Source organism: Bacteroides difficilis, from assembly GCF_048319815.1.
Lineage (GTDB): Bacteria > Bacteroidota > Bacteroidia > Bacteroidales > Bacteroidaceae > Bacteroides > Bacteroides zhangwenhongii.
Map to the genome: position 1 here is coordinate 2,350,300 of NZ_CP182814.1, position 22,370 is coordinate 2,372,669.

At 43.3% G+C, this 22,370-nt stretch carries 12 protein-coding genes; 7 read left to right on the top strand and 5 right to left on the bottom strand.

Going from position 1 to position 22,370, the window contains the following annotated elements; translation table 11 throughout:
- Positions 1 to 175 precede the first annotated feature (175 nt).
- Positions 176 to 2,578, top strand: coding sequence for a glycoside hydrolase family 2 TIM barrel-domain containing protein (locus ACNOGP_RS08615; protein WP_418214566.1), 2,403 nt, complete (start codon positions 176 to 178; stop codon positions 2,576 to 2,578).
- Here the strand turns inward: ACNOGP_RS08615 and ACNOGP_RS08620 are convergent.
- Positions 2,568 to 5,324 (bottom strand): glycosyl hydrolase, encoded by a 2,757-nt coding sequence (locus ACNOGP_RS08620; RefSeq protein ID WP_418214567.1) that lies wholly within the window; start codon positions 5,322 to 5,324, stop codon positions 2,568 to 2,570. The genes ACNOGP_RS08615 and ACNOGP_RS08620 overlap by 11 nt on opposite strands.
- A 187-nt stretch (positions 5,325 to 5,511) precedes the next feature.
- Here ACNOGP_RS08620 and ACNOGP_RS08625 point away from each other — a divergent pair, with 187 nt between their 5' ends.
- The 6 genes from ACNOGP_RS08625 to ACNOGP_RS08650 all read left to right on the top strand — a co-directional run bounded on the left by ACNOGP_RS08625 (position 5,512) and on the right by ACNOGP_RS08650 (position 12,612).
- Positions 5,512 to 6,633 carry a glycoside hydrolase family 88 protein gene (locus tag ACNOGP_RS08625; RefSeq protein WP_418214568.1) on the top strand — a complete coding sequence of 374 codons (1,122 nt, stop codon included), beginning with the start codon at positions 5,512 to 5,514 and terminating at the stop codon, positions 6,631 to 6,633.
- 260 nt (positions 6,634 to 6,893) lie between these two features.
- Entirely contained in the window at positions 6,894 to 8,174 is a 1,281-nt protein-coding gene (locus ACNOGP_RS08630; protein WP_272720278.1) for a rhamnogalacturonan acetylesterase, read from the top strand.
- Positions 8,175 to 8,295: 121 nt separating this feature from the next.
- On the top strand, positions 8,296 to 9,234 hold the full coding sequence (locus ACNOGP_RS08635; RefSeq protein ID WP_418214569.1) for a fimbrillin family protein: 939 nt from the start codon (positions 8,296 to 8,298) through the stop codon (positions 9,232 to 9,234).
- 34 nt (positions 9,235 to 9,268) lie between these two features.
- Entirely contained in the window at positions 9,269 to 10,159 is an 891-nt protein-coding gene (locus ACNOGP_RS08640) for a fimbrillin family protein (RefSeq protein ID WP_418214570.1), read from the top strand.
- Between the two features lie 22 nt (positions 10,160 to 10,181).
- Positions 10,182 to 11,804: a fimbrillin family protein gene (locus ACNOGP_RS08645; RefSeq protein WP_418214571.1), complete on the top strand. Its 1,623-nt coding sequence runs from the start codon at positions 10,182 to 10,184 to the stop codon at positions 11,802 to 11,804.
- A 34-nt stretch (positions 11,805 to 11,838) separates the two neighbouring features.
- On the top strand, positions 11,839 to 12,612 hold the full coding sequence (locus tag ACNOGP_RS08650; protein WP_186966788.1) for a hypothetical protein: 774 nt from the start codon (positions 11,839 to 11,841) through the stop codon (positions 12,610 to 12,612).
- Positions 12,613 to 13,253: 641 nt separating this feature from the next.
- Here the strand turns inward: ACNOGP_RS08650 and ACNOGP_RS08655 are convergent.
- The 4 genes from ACNOGP_RS08655 to ACNOGP_RS08670 form a co-directional block, all read right to left on the bottom strand.
- Positions 13,254 to 14,858 (bottom strand): RagB/SusD family nutrient uptake outer membrane protein, encoded by a 1,605-nt coding sequence (locus tag ACNOGP_RS08655; RefSeq protein WP_270539891.1) that lies wholly within the window; start codon positions 14,856 to 14,858, stop codon positions 13,254 to 13,256.
- Positions 14,859 to 14,872: 14 nt separating this feature from the next.
- A complete protein-coding gene (locus tag ACNOGP_RS08660; protein WP_418214572.1) occupies positions 14,873 to 18,004 on the bottom strand; it encodes a SusC/RagA family TonB-linked outer membrane protein in 3,132 nt (1,043 codons plus the stop codon).
- 207 nt (positions 18,005 to 18,211) lie between these two features.
- Positions 18,212 to 19,090, bottom strand: coding sequence for a sialate O-acetylesterase (locus tag ACNOGP_RS08665; RefSeq protein WP_418214573.1), 879 nt, complete (start codon positions 19,088 to 19,090; stop codon positions 18,212 to 18,214).
- A gap of 135 nt (positions 19,091 to 19,225) precedes the next feature.
- On the bottom strand, positions 19,226 to 22,189 hold the full coding sequence (locus tag ACNOGP_RS08670) for a glycoside hydrolase family 2 protein (protein WP_418214574.1): 2,964 nt from the start codon (positions 22,187 to 22,189) through the stop codon (positions 19,226 to 19,228).
- Between the last annotated feature and the right edge of the window lie 181 nt (positions 22,190 to 22,370).

Here is a 22,370-nt window from a genome sequence, read left to right on the forward strand (position 1 = left end):
TGCGGATTTCATGAAAAATAGTACATGAGGAAGTTGTAAGTGTATTATTTTATATGCATTCGGTAGAATTTATATAGGGATAGATGATTTTCCGGTTTATCTTTGTTGGGTGAATGATAACTATATGGATCATCCGTACAATTATTTAAGAATAATACTAAGAAAACAATCTAAGATGAAAAATTTTATTCTATTATCCTTTTTAGTACTGCAATCAGTGTTAGTCTTTGCGCAAGAACAGCCGCGTGTATCGCAATTATTTAATTTTGACTGGAAGTTTCGGGCCGGTGATTTGAAAGAAGCTCAATTGGTTACTTATGATGATGATAATTGGCGTGTGCTGGATTTGCCCCATGATTTCCAGATAGAGCAAACGTGGGATGAGTCCGCCGGAGGGGCACGTGGCTTTAAAGCTATGGGGACAGGTTGGTATCGTAAACATTTTAAGGTAAATCCTGCATGGAAGGGTAAACGTGTCTTGCTTGACTTTGAAGGCATTATGCTTGTTGGAGATGTTTGGGTAAATGGCAGGAAGGTAGGAAGTACCGATTATGGTTATCTTGGTTTTGAAACGGATATTACTGATTTGCTTAAATATGATGAGGATAATGTAGTGGCTGTTTGGGCTTCAACGGGTAAAAAAGACGGATCGCGTTGGTATACGGGCGGCGGTTTGTTTCGGGATGTTCATTTGGTCATCAAGAATCCCATTGCCATTGCAAGACATGGCGTATTTGTCTCTACTCCTAAAATCACGGAGCAAAGGGCGGAAGTCAGTGTACAAGTAGAGTTGGAAGGAATTCGCAATAAAAGTCTGGATATTGAAATCAATGCCCGAATATTGGCTCCTGACGGAAAAACGGTTGCCGGTACGAGAGGGAAGGCTCCTCAAAAATCGAAATTACAAACAGTTGAGGTTTCTCTTCCGATAGTAACGGTAGACAGTCCCGAGTTATGGTCTTGTGAGGCCCCTAATCTTTATACTGCTGAAGTTTCTTTGGTGCAGGATGGCAAAGTTATTGATTGTATGACGGAGACATTCGGCATTCGTACGTTAGAGTTCTCTCCTGATTTCGGATTTAAACTGAACGGCAAAAAATTGTTCCTAAAAGGTATTTCCAACCATCATGATTTGGGAGCTGTAGGAGTTGCCGCTTTTGACAGAGCTATCGAGCGGCAGTTTCAGCTAATGAAGCGGTTCGGTTATAATCACATTCGTTCGTCTCACAACCCTTATTCCGAGTCGTTCTTGAAACTGGCAGATAAATATGGTATTTTGGTAGTGGATGAGCTGATTGATAAATGGAGCGACAATAGCTATTGGGGTGGTAGAGTTCCTTTCACGCAACTATGGTATCAGATGATTCCCGAATGGATCAAACGTGACCGCAATCATCCGTCTGTTATATTATGGAGTTTGGGAAATGAATTGCAGATGCGGGAAGACTTAGCCGGATTTCCTACCGGTGATTGGGGTGTCACCACCTACCGTATCTTCGATATGCTTGTCAAGCGTTATGATAAGACTCGTAAAACGACTGTGGCTATGTTTCCGGCACGTGCCGGAGCTATCGGAAAGAATGAACCGGAATTTAACACAAAAGTATATCCTCCCGAGCTGGCAACTGTAACAGAAGTGTCAAGTTTCAATTATCGTTATCTGAACTATGCCCAATATCTGGAAAAGTGTCCGCACATGACCGTATATCAGAGCGAAGCTACAACGAATGAACTTGCTGCTCCTTTCTTTGGCATGGATCATGATAAGATGGTGGGACTCGCCTATTGGGGAGCTATCGAGTATTGGGGGGAATCGAACGGATGGCCGAAGAAAGGCTGGAACTTTTCTTTCTTCAATCATTGTTTGGAACCTTATCCGCAAGCCTATCTGATAAAGAGTGCTTTCTGCGAAGAGCCTTTGGTGCATATCGGAGTGATGGATAATGGCAAGGAAGCCATTGAATGGAATGATATTATGGTGGGAAGTTTATCTTTGGCTTCTCATTGGAACTGGGCAACAGGCAGTATGCAGAACTTATATACATATACCAACGCCGATGAAGTGGAATTGCTGGTTAATGGCAAATCTATGGGGATACGTAAGAATGACCGGACGGATATCACCCGGCGCAATATCATTTATTGGGAAAACATACCATACGGTAAAGGAGGAAATATTATAGCGGTTGCCCGGAATAACGGAAAAGAAGTGGCACGTCATAAGTTGGAAACAACCGGTAAGGCGACTGCTTTGAAAATGGTGGTAGAGAATCCGGAGGATTGGAAAGCGGATGGGATGGACTTACAATATGTAAAGGTATATGCGGTGGATAATAAAGGAAGGGTAGTACCTGATACTAAAGACGAGGTTACTTTTAAGGTTTCGGGGGCTGCAAGGCTGATTGCTGTGGACAATGGGGATCATTTTACAGATGAGTTATTTACCGGAAATACGAAGAAGTTACATAAAGGATTCATCATGGCGATCTTACGTTCGGACCGTTCCGGTGGCGAGGTAGTAATAACTGCATCCTCCAAAGGATTGAAGGATGCAGTAAAGAAGTTGGTTACAAAATAGTTATCGGAATCAGTTTCACACCTCCATTGAGGCCTGAAGGAAGGACTTCCCAACTGTCGTATTTATTCTTTTTGTAGTTGAGTCCTACAAAATTGATTTCTTTAAACTTGCGCCAGGGAACGTTTTGTCTGTCTAATTCTGCAATACGGTTAGCGGGAAGGTTGGTCACCTCAATCTCAATCAGATTCTTGCCCGGTTGCAGATATTTGCCGACCTTTAACCGGAAAGGTGCGGCCCAGACAGTTCCCGCTTCTTTACCGTTAATGCGTATGCGGGCGCTTTCCCGCAAATCTCCCAGATCGAGAATCCAATCATCGGCGTTCAGCGCAGGCAGAACTGTCTCAAGACTGTATAACCCTGTACCCATATTGATTTTTGCGTTCGGATGGTTGATTTCCGTCCATGAAGTCGGGCTATCGATAGCGAAAGTTCCTTCGATAGCGGGGGTACTTTGTACAAAACGCAACGTCCAGTCATGGTCGAGGCTGAGGCTGACAGGTTGCTCTTGGATATATTTCCATGTTTGAGTCTCAACCGGATGATCGAATGTTTGAAGAATCACACTTTCGCCGGACTGTAATTGCAGATATACTTGTAACTTTCCGTCCTTTATTCGGGTTTGCGCTTTTCCTTTTTCTCCGGTCATCGGATCAAACAGCATGGCTGTTGGTTCATTTACACTGAGAGTAATCCAATTGTCAACTCCTTTGTCTTGCAAAGAAGAGATGAAATAATGGTGTCCGGTGCTGTGTTGGCGGCGGATATATTGCAGACCGAAGTTCGTCTTCATCTCTTCAGGCATTACCTTGCATTTACCTAATGTCGCAGCATAATCCGTACCGGTTATGATATGTCCTTTTCCGAATGAACTGCTAATGCTTTGGTTAAAATCGCTGATGTCGGGAAGCTGTTTTTGAACTTTTGTGAAAGCATTTCTGCGACTTTCCAGATTACCGAATCCGGGAACATCTTTAGGATAATTCTCCATGAATACAATTGTTGCTCCTTGTTTTGCCAATGAAACAAGATGTGCCAATACTTTCTCCGGCATATATTTTACAGCGGGCACGATAATTGCTTTATAGTTACTGCCTCCTTCTGTACGGAGATTTCCTCCCTCGTAGCGGGTATTCTGGAGGTACTTGTCCGAAATATAGTCTACATCGTAACCATTGGAGGTTATCTGGTGGATGGTTTTTATAAACTTCGGAGCACGCTTGGCCATTTGGTGGATGTCGAATAAGAGAAGCCGTCCCGGTTGTTCTTCCCACATATCATATACTGGAAGATAAACAAGGAAGTCATTATCAGGCTTACCCATTTGCAGGAAACTCTGGCAACGGGTGATGTATTGGAAAAAAGCCGGGGCGTCGCGCCAGATGCTATTGGTCGGTGACATATTGATAGTGGCGTAAAATAACCAGCCCGGCCATTCCGCTTCTTTGGGAGAATAGGGAGTGCCGTGAAAAAACATATGGTTCACTCCGGAGATAAACATCAGATCCATATCCGGTTTACATTGAGACAGTGAAGTCCGGAAATGTTCCGTCAACCAGGTAAACGTCTCACTGGATGTATATGGCTTTCCTGTGATATGGGCAGCGGAAGAGGCATATTTCAGCATTGAAATGTCCGAATCGTTCTTGCGGGTAAGTGAATCCTGGCGTAATCCTTTGATATGGAATTGGGAAAGTCCGAAACCTTCACATTCCGGAATATCTACGGAGGCATATACATCAATCAGATTGGCGGGTGAACCATGCCCTTGGTTACGCGTGATACTTCCATGTTTATGTGCCCATGCGGTCCATTGCCGGGTGAAGTTCTCAATCAGTAAGTCGGAGATTGTCTCCCGGTAATCCGTTATGATGCGTGTAGTTATTTCCGGTCGTTTTTCATCCAGAAACTCGGGGAAGTAGTTTTCTAATTTGTATCCTCTTCGGCGGGCAAACTCTTCCAATAGGGTAGGTGTCCAATCGGCTTGGTACACTTCATACGAATCATTGAAGAATGTTTTGGGGTAAGCGACCTTATCTCTTTGAAAAGCCCTGTCGAATTTGTCAAGATAACGTTTAACGCTTCCCTTATCCAAGTGGTTCATTACATAACCTTCCCCTCCGGGAGCGGCACGCTTTACTTTTTGTTGTGTCTTTCCTATATATAATGCAATGATTCGCCATTCTCCTTTGGGAGCTTTCCATGTGAGCCGATAATCTTTTACTTTTGAGGTAATATCCAGTTTCTGTCCCTGTGCATTGTAGGCCATAACTTTATTCAACTTTGCAACCTTTGCTTGCTTAGGGGCTTTTACCTCCAGATTGAGAGTGCTTTCTTCCCCTCCTTCTATCTTGTATTCCTGAAATATGGCTTTGGTGGCAGCGTCCTCCAACGTAACTTCCGGTCCTCCGAAAGGCCAGCCGGTTCCGGTATTCATATCAATCTGCATACCGTTTCTATTTGCTTCTGCCTGGGTATGCTTTAACATAGCCGTCCATTCGGGTGACAGGAATTTCAGTTCTTTGTCGTCCATTCCTTGTACCCCGTAGATTGGAGTCACTTCCAATGTTCCCAATCCGGCTTTAGCATATTCATCGATGTTGTAAGTCAGATTTGGAATATCGACTGTGTTTCCCATCCACCACCATCTGCTGCCGGGACGTGCTTCTGTTTGGACTGCCGGCCAATCTTGTGCCGCTAAGGTTCCGCTGACAAGCAGGAGACCTATCAATAGTGTATTTTTCTTCATGTTTTTATATATGTATCATTAGCTTTGTGAGGCTGTTTCTTTTCACGTTGCTAAATTACGGCATTCTTTCCTCAAAAAAATGCATATTTGTACTAATACATAGAATTATGTACAAATGTACATTGTTTCGTACGATTAATCCATCTACTTTTGCGGCATGAAGTTTAATTAATCATTTTGAATACACATGAAAAATAATTTAGTGCTCTTATTCTTTCTTGCGTTGACGGTTTCTGTCAGTGCCCAATCTTTGCCCGACCGGAAGGAAACGCTGGCGGTCATGAAAAAAGTGAACGGTTACTTTATGAAAAAGTATGCCGATTACACGATTCCCAGTTTTTACGGTCGTGTACGTCCGAGCAATATCTGGACACGAGGTGTTTATTATGAAGGACTGATGTCGCTCCATTCTATCTATCCGCGTGAGGATTATTATGAATATGCTTATGATTGGGCAGCTTTCCATAAATGGGGAATGCGTAATGGCAACACTACCCGCAATGCCGATGACCATTGCTGCGGACAAACCTATATTGATTTATATAATATCTGTCCCCAACCGGAGATGATTAAGAATATCAAACTATCCATTGATATGATGGTAAATACTCCGCAAGTCAATGACTGGTGGTGGATTGACGCCGTACAGATGGCAATGCCTATTTTTGCCAAATTCGGAAAAATGACCGGAGAGCAGAAATATTATGATAAGATGTGGGATATGTATTACTATACACGCAGCCAGCATGACGAAACGGGTATGTTCAATCAGAAGGATGGCTTGTGGTGGCGCGATCAGGATTTTAATCCTCCTTATAAGGAACCGAACGGTGAAGACTGCTATTGGAGTCGTGGCAACGGATGGGTATATGCCGCTTTGGTACGTGTGCTGAACGAAATCCCGTCAGACGAGCTGCATCGTCAGGATTATATAAATGATTTCCTTACCATGAGTAAGGCATTGAAGAAATGCCAGCGTGAAGATGGTTTTTGGAATGTCAGCCTGCATGATCCTACCAACTTCGGTGGAAAAGAAACTTCCGGAACGGCTCTTTTTGTGTATGGAATGGCTTGGGGAGTGCGTAATGGCTTGTTGGACCGTAATGAATACCTGCCCATTCTCTTGAAAGCATGGAATGCTATGGTAAAAGACGCTGTCCATCCGAACGGATTCTTGGGCTATGTTCAAGGGACGGGTAAAGAGCCGAAAGACGGACAACCGGTGACTTATAAGAGTGTGCCTGATTTTGAAGATTACGGTGTAGGTTGTTTCCTGCTTGCCGGAACGGAAGTGTATAAACTGAAATAAGCATTCTTTAAGTAATAAAGAAACCAACTGTATTTTATTGAAACGGTTGAAAACAATTCATCGGAAAAGATGCATTGGCTTTCAACCGTTTTTGTATATATGTAGAAGAACCAAGATTTTGGGGACAGGAAAAGCCGCGAATGGATAATCCTCCCTGCATTAACGTATAATTTTCCATTATCCGATTACCTGATTCCCGCTATCTTTGCGATAATTGAGAGAACGCGATGAAATGTTCAACTTTAAATAATTCAGATATAATGAAAAAGATTGCATTATTGCTAAATGTTTTACTGGTTGCAACGATATGTGTTGCCCAAAAGCAGACCTATAAGTTCGATTTTAGTTCGGATAAGAAAGTAAAGGAGGGATATTTGAAGGTTACGCCTCAGACTTTGTTTAACAATGAACAAGGCTATGGGTATGATTTGCAACCCGCATGGGATGGCAAAAGTAACAAACCTTTCTTCTTTTCGGTGAATGTTCCTGATGGAAATTATAAAGTGACAGTGGTAATAGGCAGTAAGAATGAACCCTCCAGCACTACGGTACGTGGTGAGTCGCGCCGTTTGTTTATAGAAAACCTGTCTACCAAGAAAGGGGAATTGAAAACAGAGACGTTTACAATTAATAAGCGTAATATTAAAATATCCGGGAAAGAGAGAGTACGTATCAAATCCCGTGAGAAGAATAAACTTAATTGGGATGATAAACTGACACTGGAATTTAACGGAGAATCTCCCCGTTTGAACTCTTTAATAATAGAACCTGTGGAGAATGTTCCGACCGTTTATCTTTGTGGCAATTCAACGGTTGTGGACTACGACAATGAACCTTGGGGAGCTTGGGGACAAATGATTCCCCGTTTCTTCACGGATAAAGTGTGTATAGCCAATCATGCCGAATCCGGTTTGTCCGCTAATACCTTTATCAGTGGCAACCGTTTGAAAAAAATCATGTCCCAGATTAAAAAAGGAGATTATCTTCTCGTTGAATTCGGTCATAATGATCAAAAGCAGAAGCAACCGGGAACAGGGGCTTACTTTTCTTTTGTCTATAATCTGAAAATATTTATTGATGAGGCCCGTGCTAAGGGAGCTAATCCGGTGCTAGTCACTCCTACTTGCCGCCGTCGTTTTGACAAAGAAGGAAAATCTGTAAATACGCATGGGGAATATCCGGACGCCATTCGTTGGGTAGCGCAAAAGGAAAATGTTCCTTTGATAGAGCTTAATGGGATGACAACCATGCTTTGTGATGCTTTAGGAGTTGACGGCTCCATGAAATTATATGTTCACTATCCGGCAGGAACTTTTCCCGGACAAACGAGAGAGTTCAAGGATAATTCTCATTTCAGTACGTATGGCGCTTATGAGACTGCGAAGTGTGTGGTGGAAGGAATGAAAAAGGCAAAATTGGATATTTCCAATTATTTGAGAGCAGATTATAAAGGATTCAACCCTGCCCAACCGGATAAATTTGAAACCTTCAAATGGAATTTATGTCCATTTACGGAGATAGAAAAACCGGACGGTAATTAAAGAGGAAGCAATGGATGATTACCAAGTCATTTGCGTACAATCGTCCATTGTGCACTTCGATAAGTAGGCTTACATTTGCAAAAAACAATCGGAAAATAATAACTTAAAAATGAAGACATCAATGAAAAACATGTATCTGGCTGCCGCTATGGCAGTATCATTGGCTTTTACAGCTTGTAGTGATGATGAATCGGGAAAAGCGGACCGTGCTTATAATCCAATCGAGATTTTGGGAACTATCAATGATGCGACTGATGTTCAGAATACCCGTGCCGTCGGTTCAAGCTGGGGAGCTGACGACCGTATCGGAGTCACTGTGGACGGACCGGCGAGTGGTAATGCAGTCGATACTTATATCAATATTCAGTATCGTAAAGACAATGGCAATGCATTCCGTGTTGTAAACGAAGGTTCTGTGGATAACAATATCCGTTTGAAGGGTAATGGCGCATACACATTGGCGGCGTATTATCCTTATCAGGGAGAGAACGGTACTTTGCCGGGAGAAGAAGGAGTGATAACAAAGAAAATAAGCGGAGCGGACCAGTCTGCCGATAAACAACCTCAGATTGACTTCCTTTTCGCAGAGGCTACCGAAGTATATGCGGATTCTCCCGTAACATTTAATTTTACACATCGGATGGCTAAGATCATTCTTCGTTTCGCAGCAAAGAATGGTGCTACATTGAATGATATGACTGTACATCTGAAAAGTCTGCAACTGGAAGGTACATTTGATGTGAATACCGGAGAGGCGGTTGCTAAAGAAGGAGCTACTCCTGATTCTGAGTTGACAGTGGATGTAACCAAACCGTCGGAAGGGGAAATGAATGTTTCCATCATCCTGTTCCCGCAAGAAATGACTGAAAGTGTGTTGTTGGAAGTCAGAATGAATAATGAGACTTATACTGAATATGTTCCTGCACAAAATCTGTTGGCCGGTCATGCATATCCTTACAATGTGACATTTGAAAATCCTGCCATGACTATTAAGACTGCTGAAATTGCCGATTGGGTTGTGGAAAGTGACAAGGATGTGACAGCGTCAGTGACAGAGTGAATAAAGCATGATAAGGATTCAAAAAAAGAACGGTATGAAAAGAAATAAATTAGCCCTTTCTTGCTTATTGATGGTAACAGGTTTCTTCGGAGCGTGTACCGATATGGCAGAAGATGACTTTCAGAATAATAAGTATCCGGTAGAATTGATGGCGGAAAAGGCGGATATGACCTTTACCCGTGCTATTGGAGAAAAGACCTCTTGGAATGGTGGAGAGGAAATATCTCTTTATGATGGCGTTACGCAGAAATTATATGAGGTTTTGGCTTCCAAGGAAATGACAGCCAAGAATGACGATCCTCTTTATTGGTACACAACTACGGAGGAAGAGACTTTATTTGCCTGGTATCCGGCTTCGGAGACATTGCTGACCGGATGGACTGTACCGGAAGATCAGACTACTGAAGAGGCGTATAATCAGGCGGATTTCCTTTATGCGTATGAAAAGATGAAATTCCGTAGCGATCGGAAACTTACTTTCCGCCATGGAACGGTTAAGTTGATTATTAATGTAAAAGGAGATGACGATACGGTATCAGAGAAAGATTTGGAAGGTGCGGTATTTACTGTAAGAACTGTGACTAAAGCAACTATTTCCGAAGGGAAGATCAGTTCTGCGGAGGGTGTGGAGACTTCCGTGATGCATCCGTTTGTATCGGAAGTTAGAAAAGATTATGTTGCTTCTTATCAGATGTTGACGGTTCCTCAAGATATGTCAGGTAAACTGTTTTTTCAGGTAGAGTTGAAAGATGGGAGAAAGTTTACCCATACACCGGGCAATGGTGAAGGAATTTTGGAAAGCGGACACCAGTATACATATAATGTAGGAGTAGGAAAACCGGGACTCGTGGTAGAAGTAGAGAAGAATTCAGCGTCATGGGATGGGGATGATGAATCAGTGGAAGGAACTGATGATGCAGAATAATATTCAAAACTAAGAATCGGATATGAAACAATATAAATTTATACAAAAGCTGTTGTTGGCAGTGTTGGCATTGGGTTGTGCAAGCTGCTCACAGGATGAAGAAACACAAGTAAATCAGCAAAATCTGGTTGTATTGAATGTGACTGATACAGGGTTGGTAAGTAGTGAATCGCAGACGCGCACGGCTGACGAAGGATTTGTGACTACCTTCACGCAGGGGGATCAATTAGGACTGTTTGCAGTGAAGGATGGTGTGATTATGGATGAAATAAATAATATGCAACTCACTTACAATGGTTCTAGTTGGTCGGGTAAGCCGATATTATATGATGAAAGATTGGAAGGCGTAGTATTTTATGCGTATTATCCTTATCAAGCAGATATGACAGGTAAAACTGATTTGCAAGGAGAGGATGATTTCTTTGCTCCTCTTGTAGATAGTTGGAATTTGACTAATGCACAAAGTGACCAGAAAGAGTACGCAAAACAGGATTTGATGACTTCGGGTAAGACGGAGTTAATTGGTGAAAATGGAAATTATTCATTGAGTTTTCAATTATCGCATCGTATGAGTTTGGTTGTGGTGAAGTTGCCTTCTACGCATTATCTATTTACGGATGCAGAGGGAACAGTACTTCCGGAAGAAACTCCTTATATTGCGAAACCGAATCCGGCGAGTATTTCGTTTGAGATAGGAAAAGAGAAAATATTACCTTATTATGATGCAGCTAAGGATGAGTATCGCCTGTTGAGAAAACCGTCATCTGCAGAAACGATTACAGGGTATTATAATGGAAAGAAATGTTTACTAGTGACAGAAGGTAAAATGGAGAAAGGCAAATATAAACGCTTTGTTGTTGATGGTGGTCATCAGGAAAAGAAACATCATTTGCAGGTGGGTGATTTTTATTATGCAGATGGTAACATTGTCTCTGTGACAGATGAAAATCCTCCGGTCAAAGGATGTATTGGCGTGGTTTATTATGTGGGAAATCCTCAGCCTTCTGTTTTGTATAATAAAATGGAGAATCCTACGGATGGGTATACGGCAGACCAGGATGTATTATTAAGAGAACATGCGAATTGTACTCATGGATTAGTTATTTCTTTAAATACAGCGAAGAATACATTTGGTCCTAAAAATGAGATGAGAATCTGGTTTGTTAAGAACTTTGTGGGTGCTTCTAAATATATAGACTTATCTGGAAACTTTTATGATACGTCTACTGGAAAAACAACTTCAACTACTGTCAAAGAGCGTGATAGGATATTAGGCTACAATAATACTAGAATAATAGAATTATATAGTGAAAGCCAAACGGAAGAGTTTATGGCTTTGGAGGTATTGAAAGAACATCGTAATAGTGTTTTGGCACCCAATATAAGTTCTGATTGGTATTTGCCATCTGCTCAAGAATTGGTGTTGTTGCAGAATAAGGAAAATGTATTGACCAAGTTGATTGCTCCTCAAATTAAGAAAGTGTATGAAGAAAGTCAGATGTCTATAGCTGATACTTATTGGTCTAGTACAGAACGTAATGCATCAAATATGTATTATATGAAATATTCAGCAGAGAAAGCTAGCCCTCAAACAGGAGGGGTAAAGAGTAACACATTTGAATATCGTTTTACTCTTGCATTTTAAGTTTTAATTGTATTATTGAAAATATAAAGGAATTATGACAAAAGTAGTATTATCTATGGCATTAGCGGTGTTTACACTATTACCAGCCAATGCTCAAATCGTAAAGAATGACCTCTTGAAAGGTTATAAAGAAGGTGATGTTTTGGAAAAAACAGTTTATAATGATAAAAGAGCGCCTATCAACGTAGATACTTGGTGTGGTGGTTTTACTTCTAAACCGGTTGAAGGATCGGTAAGTCCTACGATAGGAAAGGCGTTGACTTATGAGGGATATAGTGAAGCGGGACCATCTATCACTTTGGGTTTTCCGCAAGGTGTGAAAGGCTCTCGTGTCAGCGTATATTCATTGGTTGAATCCGGAAAAGTATATTCTAAAGGTACATATTATATTACTTGTCTGGTGAACTTCTCTAAAGTCGGAACAAACTTGGCCGACTTCTTGGCTGCCAGTGCCAGTTATGTAGGTGGTGGAAATCGTGGTCAGGTATATGTGAGACGCGAAGGAAATGATAAAATCAAATTTGCAGTAGGATTGTTGAAAGAACGTGCTGAAGCTCCGATGGCTTATGATTGTAATAAAACTCATTTATTGGTCTTGAAGGTAGACTATACGAAGAATGAAGTTTCATTATTTGTAGATCCGGAATTGGGACAGAGCGAGCCAAAAGCTGATATAGTAGTTACTGGTGAAGAAGGTGCTTTGAAAGCAGGTCTGAAGTCTGTCGCACTCAGAAACCGTAATGGGTTTAAAGGAAGTATCGGTAATTTCCGCTTTGCCAAAGACTGGGCTGGTGCCATAGGAAAATAATAGAAGATTCATTTTTTATAAGACTGGGGAAAGCTGTATGTAAGGACAGTTTTCCCCAGTCTTATTTTCTTCAGTGCAACAAAATTGTCTTTATTTTAAGTTTTATACGGGGAAAAACAAAAATGTCACATCGCTTATAATCAGATACTTAATACTGAAAATACCCCTAAATTAAAGTAAGTTTACAGAAAACATAAGGTCGTTTTCGCTCTTTGGGGAAATAAAATTGCACTTTCTGGATAACAGTCTGTTCATCAGTCTGTTAGTTCTATATTAGCCTGCCTGTTTACGATTAGTCTGTTGCTGTTGGGCAACCGTGATGATGCACAAGTCTGACTTAATGGTTACACTTGTGTATTATTGAGGTTGCTCAAGTGTAATATCTTAATTCTATTAGGAGACTTTATTAGTATTACGGTATGCAATGATTAGTTTATGCGGGAGAAGTGCTTACCTCGTCTATATGTTTCCGATAAAGCATACGGTCTTTACGTTCCAAAGCTACGGGAATTGATACAAGTAAACCTTATATAATAATAAAGAAAAATATAATAATAAAGAAAAGTCCTCCGATCCGTAGAATCAGACCGGAGGACTTTTCTTATCAACCTTTTAATAAATGAATGCTAGTATTGTGTCGTCTAATTATATCCTTTATTTTGTTCATATAGCCCTTCTTTTACCTTCATTTGCGAGTCGGGTATCGGATAGATATATGAGTCTTTTGTAACCAATTTATATAGTTCGTATGTTTCCGGTTTGCTAATCACACCGTTCTCGTCCGAGCCATTAAACTTAAACATTTCCTGCAATACCTCTACATAACGGTTTTGGCGTACGAGGTCATGCCAGCGAATGCCTTCGGAAGCCAGTTCAAGACGGCGTTGCCAGTCTACAATTTCGGCAAACCTTTCGGGAGTAACATGATCGGGTACGGTTGGAACACCGGCACGTTCGCAAATGTCATTGACCAATGATTTTGCTTTATCGGTAGGTCCTACAATTTCGGCATACATCAACATTACATCTTCAAGACGGATTATCGGATAATTGATCGGGAAATAAGTACGGTCTGCAATCTGTGCATCAATATCTTCGTAACCTAGCATCTTGCGTTTCATCTTATGTTCAAAGAACTTTTGGAAGAAAGGACCGCCCGTATAAGGCACACCGTCGTCATCCACGAAATCATCCGTATAAATCGTGCTCGGACAACGTATATCCAAAGACACCCCTTCCGTATCCATTAATTTGAAACGTCCTGCCAGTCTGGCTTCACACCATATTCTATTACCGGACATTTCTAGTTTTGTATACGAATCATTCACTTGCGGAACCGAGTTGAACACCATCGGATTACCATAGTTTTTGGAAGCTATGTATTGAATTTCAAAAATATGGTATTTGTTATCATTGTCGCTGATCCACACTTTCTGCCATTCGTCACCCGTTTGTGCCCAATATTTGTTATTGGCGCGGGCATAGTCTATCACCTCACTGAATAGCTGTTCCGCCAATGCTTTCTTGGATTCGTCTTGCACGGGATACCCCGCCATTGTCAGATAAACACGTCCCAGCAAAGATTTGGCAGCGGCTAAGGTGGCGCGTCCGGCAGAAGCATTGTTTCCTTGATAATTCAAGGGAGTGTCTACCAGCTTTCTCACTGCATCTTCCAGATCGGGGACAATTGCGGTCTCGTAAACATCGACTTGTTTTGACTGTTTGATGGTCATTGCTTCATTCACCGATACAGGTTCCAATACGATGGGGATATGTCCGAAGTAACGAACCAGGTCGAAGTAAGCCAATGCCCGGAGGAATTTGGCTTCACCGATAAACTGATTCTTTATCTTTTCGTCGGAGAAAGTAACACCGTCCGTTTTGCTGAGGAACATATTGGCACGCGCTACGATTTCATACAAATCATTCCATGCAGACGAAAGAGTGCTGATGGTGGATATATTGGGATTAAACGTACCTATGTCGATATAGTCGCGCTGTTTGTCGGTGGTTTTATCTACCCAAGCATTGTCCGAACGAACTTCCGACAACATCCATGAATAATTGGCAATCGGCAGCAGACCGTTGTAGATACCGATCAATGCCTGCTCCATTTCGTTGGGAGTGGTGTAGAAATAATCAGTGGTACGTGTATCGTTGGGTTCTACTTCCAACCAGCTTTCACAAGAGGACAGAGTCAATGTCAGCGCCAGTCCTCCGCAAATGATATATTTATATAGTTTCATAGTTTATTGCTTTTTTAGAATGTAACATTAACGCCCAAAGTAATGACTCTTGCCTGCGGGTACGAACCGTAGTCGTAGTCTCCGCTTGAACCGGCGTTGTTGGCTTCCGGCGAGAATCCGCCGTCGTACTTATCCCACATCAGCAGGTTCTCTCCCGACAGATAGACACGTGCGTTCTGAATAAATTTCTTTTTGAACGGAAGACGATAGCCCAATGTAATATTCTTGATCTTGATGAAGTCGGTGCTGTACAGCCAGCGGCTGTCGTAGAATTGTCCGGTGTTGGCATTGTCGATACCGGGAGTCTTGCCGTCACCGGGTTCTGCTTCCGATTTCCACATATTTTTCCAATGTGCAAGCACGTTGATATTGGCGCCCATACCCGGACGGTCCATTGCACGTCCCAATACTCCGTAAATATGTCCGCCTGTCTGTCCTGTGATCAGGATGGAAAGATCGAAGTTCTTGTATTTGAAAGTATTGGTCATACCGAAAGTATAATCCGGATCAGGTTTCCCCATCAATGTACGGTCACTGTCGCTGATCACTCCGTCACCGTTTGCATCCCGATAGCGTACATCACCAACTTTGGTGTTCTGCATGACAGGATATTTCTGTAAGTCGGCTTTCGTCTGATACACACCGACTGCATCATACATATAGAATGATCTTAAAGGCTGGTTTACCATGAACACTTGTGTCGTTTTGTCGTATCCGGTGAATACGGTGCTGTTGTCATCTCCCAGACTGAGAACTTTATTCTTGTTGTAAGATACATTCAGAGACGTCGTCCATTTCAGTTTTCCCGTCAGGTTCTGGGTAGTCAGCTCCAGTTCAAAACCTTTATTGCGGATCGAACCGATATTTCCCCAAGCTTGGGTGAAACCGAGCAAGGCGGGAACGGTAACTTGATACAGCAGGTCTTTGGTTGTTTTTACATAATAGTCGGCAGATAGAAAGATACGGTTGTTGAACATTCCCATATCGAATGCGATATTCCAGCTTTCCGTCTTTTCCCAGCCAAGATCCGGATTGGCAAGCGATGTCGGTGCAAAACCGTTAATGATGTTTCCGGACGAGTAATTGGCACTGCTTAGTTTGGCAAGGGCGGTGTTGGTAGGGATTGAGTTGTTACCGTTGGCTCCCCAACTTCCGCGTATTTTAAGAGAGTTCATAAAGAAGTCTTTCGGCCAGAATTTCTCGTTTGAGATGCGGTAAGCGGCAGAAACGGCAGGGAAGACTCCCCAACGATTTTCCTTACCGAAACGTGAAGAACCGTCGCGACGGATACTGGCTGTCAGCAGGTAACGGTCATCATATTCGTATTGCACACGTCCGAAGTAGGACATCAGTCGGGAAGGGGTGGACAAAGAAGCTGCGGCTGCTGTCAGCACTACATCTGCCATGTCGAACACTTCCAAAGAATTATCAGGGAACTGCGTAGCGCTTAATTTGCTGGAAGAGCCTTCGGAGCTTTCCATCGAATAACCTGCCATCGCTCCGACAGTATGCCTGCCGAACGTTTTGTTATAATGCAGAATCGTTTGGAGAAGGAATTTATTGCTGCGTGCTTCCGAACGGCTTGCAGTCGTTTTGTACCCTTCGCTGTCTGTTCTGTATTTGGTGACGCTGCTCGGAATGAATGAGCGGCTTTGCGTACTGCTGAAATTGTAGGAACCGGTAACTTCCGCTTTCAGCCCATCCCATATATCCGCTTTCACATAGGCAGCGGAATTAAAACGGACACTTTCACCATGATTGGTCACTTCCTCCATATATGCGATAGGACTTACCTTGCTTGAACTGGTCCAGCGATAATAACCTTTGGAGCCTGAACCGGTATATATACCGTCTTCCGGTTCCGCAACGGGCACCATAGTAAGAACGTTGGTTGCCTGGCGGTCCTTGCCGTCTACCCGTCCGCCGTCACTCCAGTTGGCAGAAGGCGCCAGATTCACTCCGACGGTAATCCGGTTGAATAGTTTAGACTCTACATTGGCACGGAAGTTCAAACGTTTGTAACTGCTTTCGATAGCAATACCTTTCTGGTCGGTGTAGCCCAAAGATACACGGTATTTGGTATTGCCGCGACCGCTTGAAAGTGACAATTGGTAATTTTGTATCGGCGCCAGACGGAAGAATTCATCTTGCCAGTCAATCAACTGCAAGTTGCCGTAGCCGGGTTCTGTCCAGCGCGGGTCATTCAGGAAATAATAGCTTTCTTTGCCTCCTATCATTGCCAGACGGGTGGCGTAGTCGTCTTCAATAGTAGCTCCTTTACTTCCGTATTGGGAAATATACCGGTTATTATTGTATGCGGTGCGGAACTCAATCCACTCTTCCGGTGACAGGACATCCACTTTCCTTTCCAATGATTGGATACCGAAAGAAGCTTGAAACTGTACTTTTACTTTATCATCGGCGCTCGCTTGCTTGGTTGTGATCAAAACAACTCCGTTGGCACCGCGCGAACCGTAGATTGCCGATGAAGAAGCGTCTTTCAATACCTCGATAGATTGTATGTCACCCGGATTGAGACTGCCTAGATCGTCTACGGGAATACCGTCCACCACATACAATGGGGTAGCATCCGCGTTGATCGAAGCGGCTCCACGTACGCGAATCTGAAGTTCCGAACCCGGTTCTCCGGTAGTGCTGCGCACTTCCACACCGGCTAACTGCCCTTGCAGTGAAGAGGCAATGTTGGTTGTTGCCCGGTCTTCCAGTTTCTCAGCATTGACTTTAGCGATAGCGCCGGTTACATTTCCTTTCTTTGCGCTACCATAACCGATAGCAACAACCTCATCTAATGCAATGGCAGATTCGGTCAGCTTGATTTGGAGAGTTTTACCGGTGATTGTAACAGTCTGGGTGTTGTACCCTATAAAAGATACTTCCAGAAGTTTGGCATTCGCGGGAGCGGAAATCACAAATTTACCGTCCAAGTCTGTAATCGTTCCTTTGGAAGTACCTTTCACTGTGACGTTTGCACCGATAATCGGCTCATCTTTCTCATCTACTACCACTCCCGTCACAGCTCGGTTCTGTGCGAGCGACAGGGTAGATTGTAATACGAACAGAGTCATCAAAAAGAGAGATTGCATCTTCCTTCCCAGACTACCATTTCCATGCAGAATGTTTTTCATGTTGATATATCTAAGTGATTAAATTAGTAAATAACGGAAGAAACAAACAGAGCCTGACGGTCTGTCCGACTTCCGTTGCAAAGGAAGCGTATCGGAAGAAATTATGCGCAAGTATTCGTACGAAAAAGATGTAATATTATACTAATGGCTGAAAAATACTCCTGATATTTGTATGCAACCCCTTATAAAAGTACAAATATAGCCTTTTCATCGCAGTTTTTTTATCTGCTCGTACATCTGTTTGCCCAGATATTCGGCTGAATTCTGATTGAAATGAAGGCGGTCGCCCATCAATTCCGCATCCGACATATCTATCAGATAGGCATTCTTGTCTTCTTTCGCCAGGCGTTTCATCGCTTCTTCAACCTCACTGCCGTATTGCTTGTTCTTCCTGGCTACCGTACCGAAGATAAACGGAAGCTTGGAGTAGTCTTCTCCTGTCTTTTCACTCAGGTGGTTGCGCACATAAGAGACGACTGCTTTCAGGTTCTCGTAGTATTTGTCGCCGTATGCACGGTCGCTTTCTCCTTGATGCCACAGGAATGCGTCAATCCGGTAACCGTTCTTTAATTTCGATAAGGTGTTGTCGATGCAACCGTCTATGTCATTGATAAAAGAAAGCAATAAGGAACGTCCCTTTTGGCTGGTTGCCACGTTGCCGGATAGCCATTCGGGATTTGCCGACCAGTGAACCGACTTGTCCGAACTGGTGGACGGTTCGATAGAAGTGCCTCCGATAGCCCATTTGATAACGTAAAAAGGCTCTTGCCATAATTGCTCTAACCAATAGTAGGTGATGGCGTCATATCCCCATGTGTGGGGCTTGGCTCTTCTTTTGCTCTTCGGCCAGAAAGGACGGAACTTCCCGTCTGTACGGTTCTGGGCTATTTTACAGTATTTGTAGGCTCCTGTGGTGAAGGCCGTGTCTGTGGACATAGCTTTGATGTAATCCGGTAGACGGTCGTTGGGCACGCGTCCGTCGGTGTTTGACTGTCCGGCAGTGATAATGACATGGGCAGGTTGGTTATTGTCTGCCAGGCAATTGCAACAGAATGCAAGCATTAAAATGATAACTAAATTTTTCATGATGAAATGATGGTTTATGATTTTAAATACAAACTGAATAATAAAAAGTCCTCCCAAACGATAGAGACGTAAAAGAGGACTTTTTAATCAAACTAACAATCTTATGTGGGTTCTATATACCTATTGAAAACGAATCTATTTGATTGTCTCGAGGAACTCTGCCTCGATGATTCGTAGCTGATTCTTACTGCTGCTCTTTTCCAGTTCCATTTTGTTGGCGGCTTTCGCTTCTACTTCTATCAACTGCCCGAAAGCGTCCTTGTCACTTGTATTGCCTTTCAGACGGATCGTAATGGTATTGGCGCATACTGGCTTGTCTATGCTCAGGTGGACATATCCCAGACTCTTCTCTGTGTTGCCGCTCCATATCAACTCTTTGCCTGCATATACTTCCAGCGGGTAGCTGCGCGAACGCCATCCGTGCAGTTTCAGACAAACGTCATCTATCATTGCTTCTTTTTCCAATGTATAAGTAATCCATGCAGTGCTGAGCTTGCCGTCGTTTTTCCATTCAGACAGTTCTATATCATCGTAGCTCTTGGCAACATCTCCGCTGTTGGCTCCGGCCTTTGCCGATACAATTCGGATTCCTCTTTTGGTATCTTTATAAGAAGGAGTGGAAGGAGTCTCACCTCTGTCCAATCTACCTTTCAAACTAGCTTGAGGCAGATAGGAACTTAATCCATTGTTTACTTTCACCGGAACCGTTTCCAATGTAAGAGTGGCTGCAGGTAACCCTTTGGCTTGTGCGGTCAGTGTTATTTTTCCGGCGGTTGTCGTACTGCGGATAAGTGCACGGTTGATACCGCATTCTACCGGCAGATTGGTATCGAGGATATGGTTGTTTTCACCTTGTGCGATACCTCCGCGCCATTCGGCATTTCCCTTTAAAGTGAATTGGACAGTACGGTTATCCAACGGGCAACGTTTGCCGTCCTTATCTACTACCTCTACCTGTATCAGAGCCATGTCGGCACCGTCTGCGTGGAAGCCTTCCGGATTCTGGATGGCGGTAAGTTTCAGTTTGGCTGGTTCACCCACCGTGCTTACGGCGTAACGGCTGATTTCCTTTCCGTCCTTGTTGTAGCTGACAGCTTCCAGCTTGCCCGGTTTGAAAGTGACCTTGTCGAAAGTAAAGAGGAAGTTGTACTGCCGTTTGCCTTTTCCTAACGATTTACCATTCAGGAAAAGTTCCACATCCTCGCCGGTGGATACTACATGTACCGGTTTTACTGTATTCTCCGGGTAGTTCCAATGACCGATGATGTGGGTCTGGTCTGCTTCCGTATCCACCCATCCGTTCCACATGACCTGATGAGCGTAGAATGCGTCTTTCTCAATGCGCATGGCATCCGTCACCCCGCTTCTGCGGTAGTTCTCTTCACCGCGATAATGAGTATTGGTATCGGAGAAAATAATCTTGGTTCCACCGGAGCTGACTCTGTTGCCTGTTCCGGGACGTTCACGCCAATAGTCATACCAACGGTTAATCATAGTAATGGCAAGCTGGTCTTGATTGTGGTTGTAATCGGTAGCCGGTTGTCCTTTGTGAAGAGGTCCGTCTCCTTCTTTATGGAAAGGATAACTGTATTCATCCCAATATTTTCTTAAACCTTCGTCGCGGCAATATTCGGTTGCCCACATCGGATGATGTTCGCTTTTGTTGATATACAGCATTTCGCCGCCATATTCCTCTTCACGGATATCCAACATCTCGCGGGAACCGATGGCACGTCCGCCGAACGGATCATACTTGTCACGAACGGCTTTCATCTCAATCATGTGAGGCCGGCTGATCGCTTTGTTTCCACATTCATAGAACAAGATACTGGGATTGTTGCGATTATAAATGATAGCGTCACGCATCAGCTCCACCCGTTGTTCCCATTGGCGTCCTTCACGGTCTTTTTCCGAATCACCGGCAGGCATTGCCTGTATCAAACCTACACGGTCGCAAGATTCCACATCCTGTTTCCAAGGAGTGACGTGCATCCAGCGAACCAGGTTGGCATTACTCTTCACCATCAGGTCGTTTGAATAATCACTCAGCCAAGCCGGAACGGAAAGTCCGACAGCAGGCCATTCATTGCTGGTACGTTGGGCGTATCCTTTCATCTGGATCACCCGGTCGTTCAGCCAAACTTTTCCTTCTGCAAAACGTGTCTTACGGAATCCGGTACGAGTGCTTACTTCGTCGAATATACGGTTGTTACTGTCTTTCAGAGCTGTCTTTACCGTATACAAATAGCCATATCCCCAACTCCAAAAATGAAGGCCGCCGACAGGGGCAGAGGCTTTTACTGTTTTAGTTTCCCCTGCTTTCAAAGTCACTTTGTCGCCTTGAAAAGTCTTCACTTGTTTGCCGTCGGCATCTAATATAGTCACCTGATAGGTGAACTGGCGAGGCTCTTTACTGTCGTTTCTGACTTCCGATTCTGCACAGATCGTAGCTTTTCTGCCTTTGATGTCGATGTCCTTAGCGTACGTATATACTCCCGTCGTTTTCAGATTACTATACAGGGGAAGTGTCTGATATACATTGTCGGTAACGTAGAGGAATACGTTTTTGGGAATACCGCCATAATTGGCGTTGAAGTTACGGTCGTTCCATTGAAATTTGGACTTGGTTCCTTCTTCCCTGTACATCCAGTCGTTGTCCGTCCGTACGGCAATCACGTTTTCGCCTTGTTTAATATAAGGAGTCAGGTCAAAACCTACTGCCATCACCCCGTTTTCATGTCTTCCCAGACTGTGTCCGTTGAGGTAGAAGTCTCCACGCTGGCGTACTCCTTCAAATTCGATAAATACTTTCTGATTACTTTTTAAATCGGGAATGCGGAAACTTTTACGATACCACACCACCGTGTCTGTCAGTTGTTCGATAGAAACTTTGAATGCTTCATCTTCATTGAAGGCATGAGGCAAAGTGACTTGTTTCCACTTGCTGTCATCGAATGTTGCATCTTTGGCTTTAGGAAAATCTCCTGTTTGCAGTTTCCATTCGCTGTTGAAATTGTACTTTTTACGTTCACTTGCCTGTCCCTTGACGGCGGGCAATGCGACCAGCAAAAATACGAAAAGAAATAAGTTGTGTTTCATGATGATCAATTAAAATGTTTTGCTGCAAAGGAAGCACATTAATGGAAAATACGCCTATACTCCCGTACGGAAAGGATGTATTTTTTATCTTTTGATGAAAAAACAGTAATGGAGATTTGTACGCAAATCCGTAAGATAGTACACTGGGGCTTCTTTTCACCACAGATTACACAGATTAACA

Bases quoted from the DNA above. Each gene is read 5' to 3' on its own strand.
- ACNOGP_RS08615 (WP_418214566.1), top strand. From the start codon at position 176: ATGAAAAATTTTATTCTATTATCCTTTTTAGTACTGCAATCAGTGTTA.
- ACNOGP_RS08620 (WP_418214567.1), bottom strand. From the start codon at position 5,324: ATGAAGAAAAATACACTATTGATAGGTCTCCTGCTTGTCAGCGGAACC.
- ACNOGP_RS08625 (WP_418214568.1), top strand. From the start codon at position 5,512: ATGAAAAATAATTTAGTGCTCTTATTCTTTCTTGCGTTGACGGTTTCT.
- ACNOGP_RS08630 (WP_272720278.1), top strand. From the start codon at position 6,894: ATGAAAAAGATTGCATTATTGCTAAATGTTTTACTGGTTGCAACGATA.
- ACNOGP_RS08635 (WP_418214569.1), top strand. From the start codon at position 8,296: ATGAAAAACATGTATCTGGCTGCCGCTATGGCAGTATCATTGGCTTTT.
- ACNOGP_RS08640 (WP_418214570.1), top strand. From the start codon at position 9,269: ATGAAAAGAAATAAATTAGCCCTTTCTTGCTTATTGATGGTAACAGGT.
- ACNOGP_RS08645 (WP_418214571.1), top strand. From the start codon at position 10,182: ATGAAACAATATAAATTTATACAAAAGCTGTTGTTGGCAGTGTTGGCA.
- ACNOGP_RS08650 (WP_186966788.1), top strand. From the start codon at position 11,839: ATGACAAAAGTAGTATTATCTATGGCATTAGCGGTGTTTACACTATTA.
- ACNOGP_RS08655 (WP_270539891.1), bottom strand. From the start codon at position 14,858: ATGAAACTATATAAATATATCATTTGCGGAGGACTGGCGCTGACATTG.
- ACNOGP_RS08660 (WP_418214572.1), bottom strand. From the start codon at position 18,004: ATGAAAAACATTCTGCATGGAAATGGTAGTCTGGGAAGGAAGATGCAA.
- ACNOGP_RS08665 (WP_418214573.1), bottom strand. From the start codon at position 19,090: ATGAAAAATTTAGTTATCATTTTAATGCTTGCATTCTGTTGCAATTGC.
- ACNOGP_RS08670 (WP_418214574.1), bottom strand. From the start codon at position 22,189: ATGAAACACAACTTATTTCTTTTCGTATTTTTGCTGGTCGCATTGCCC.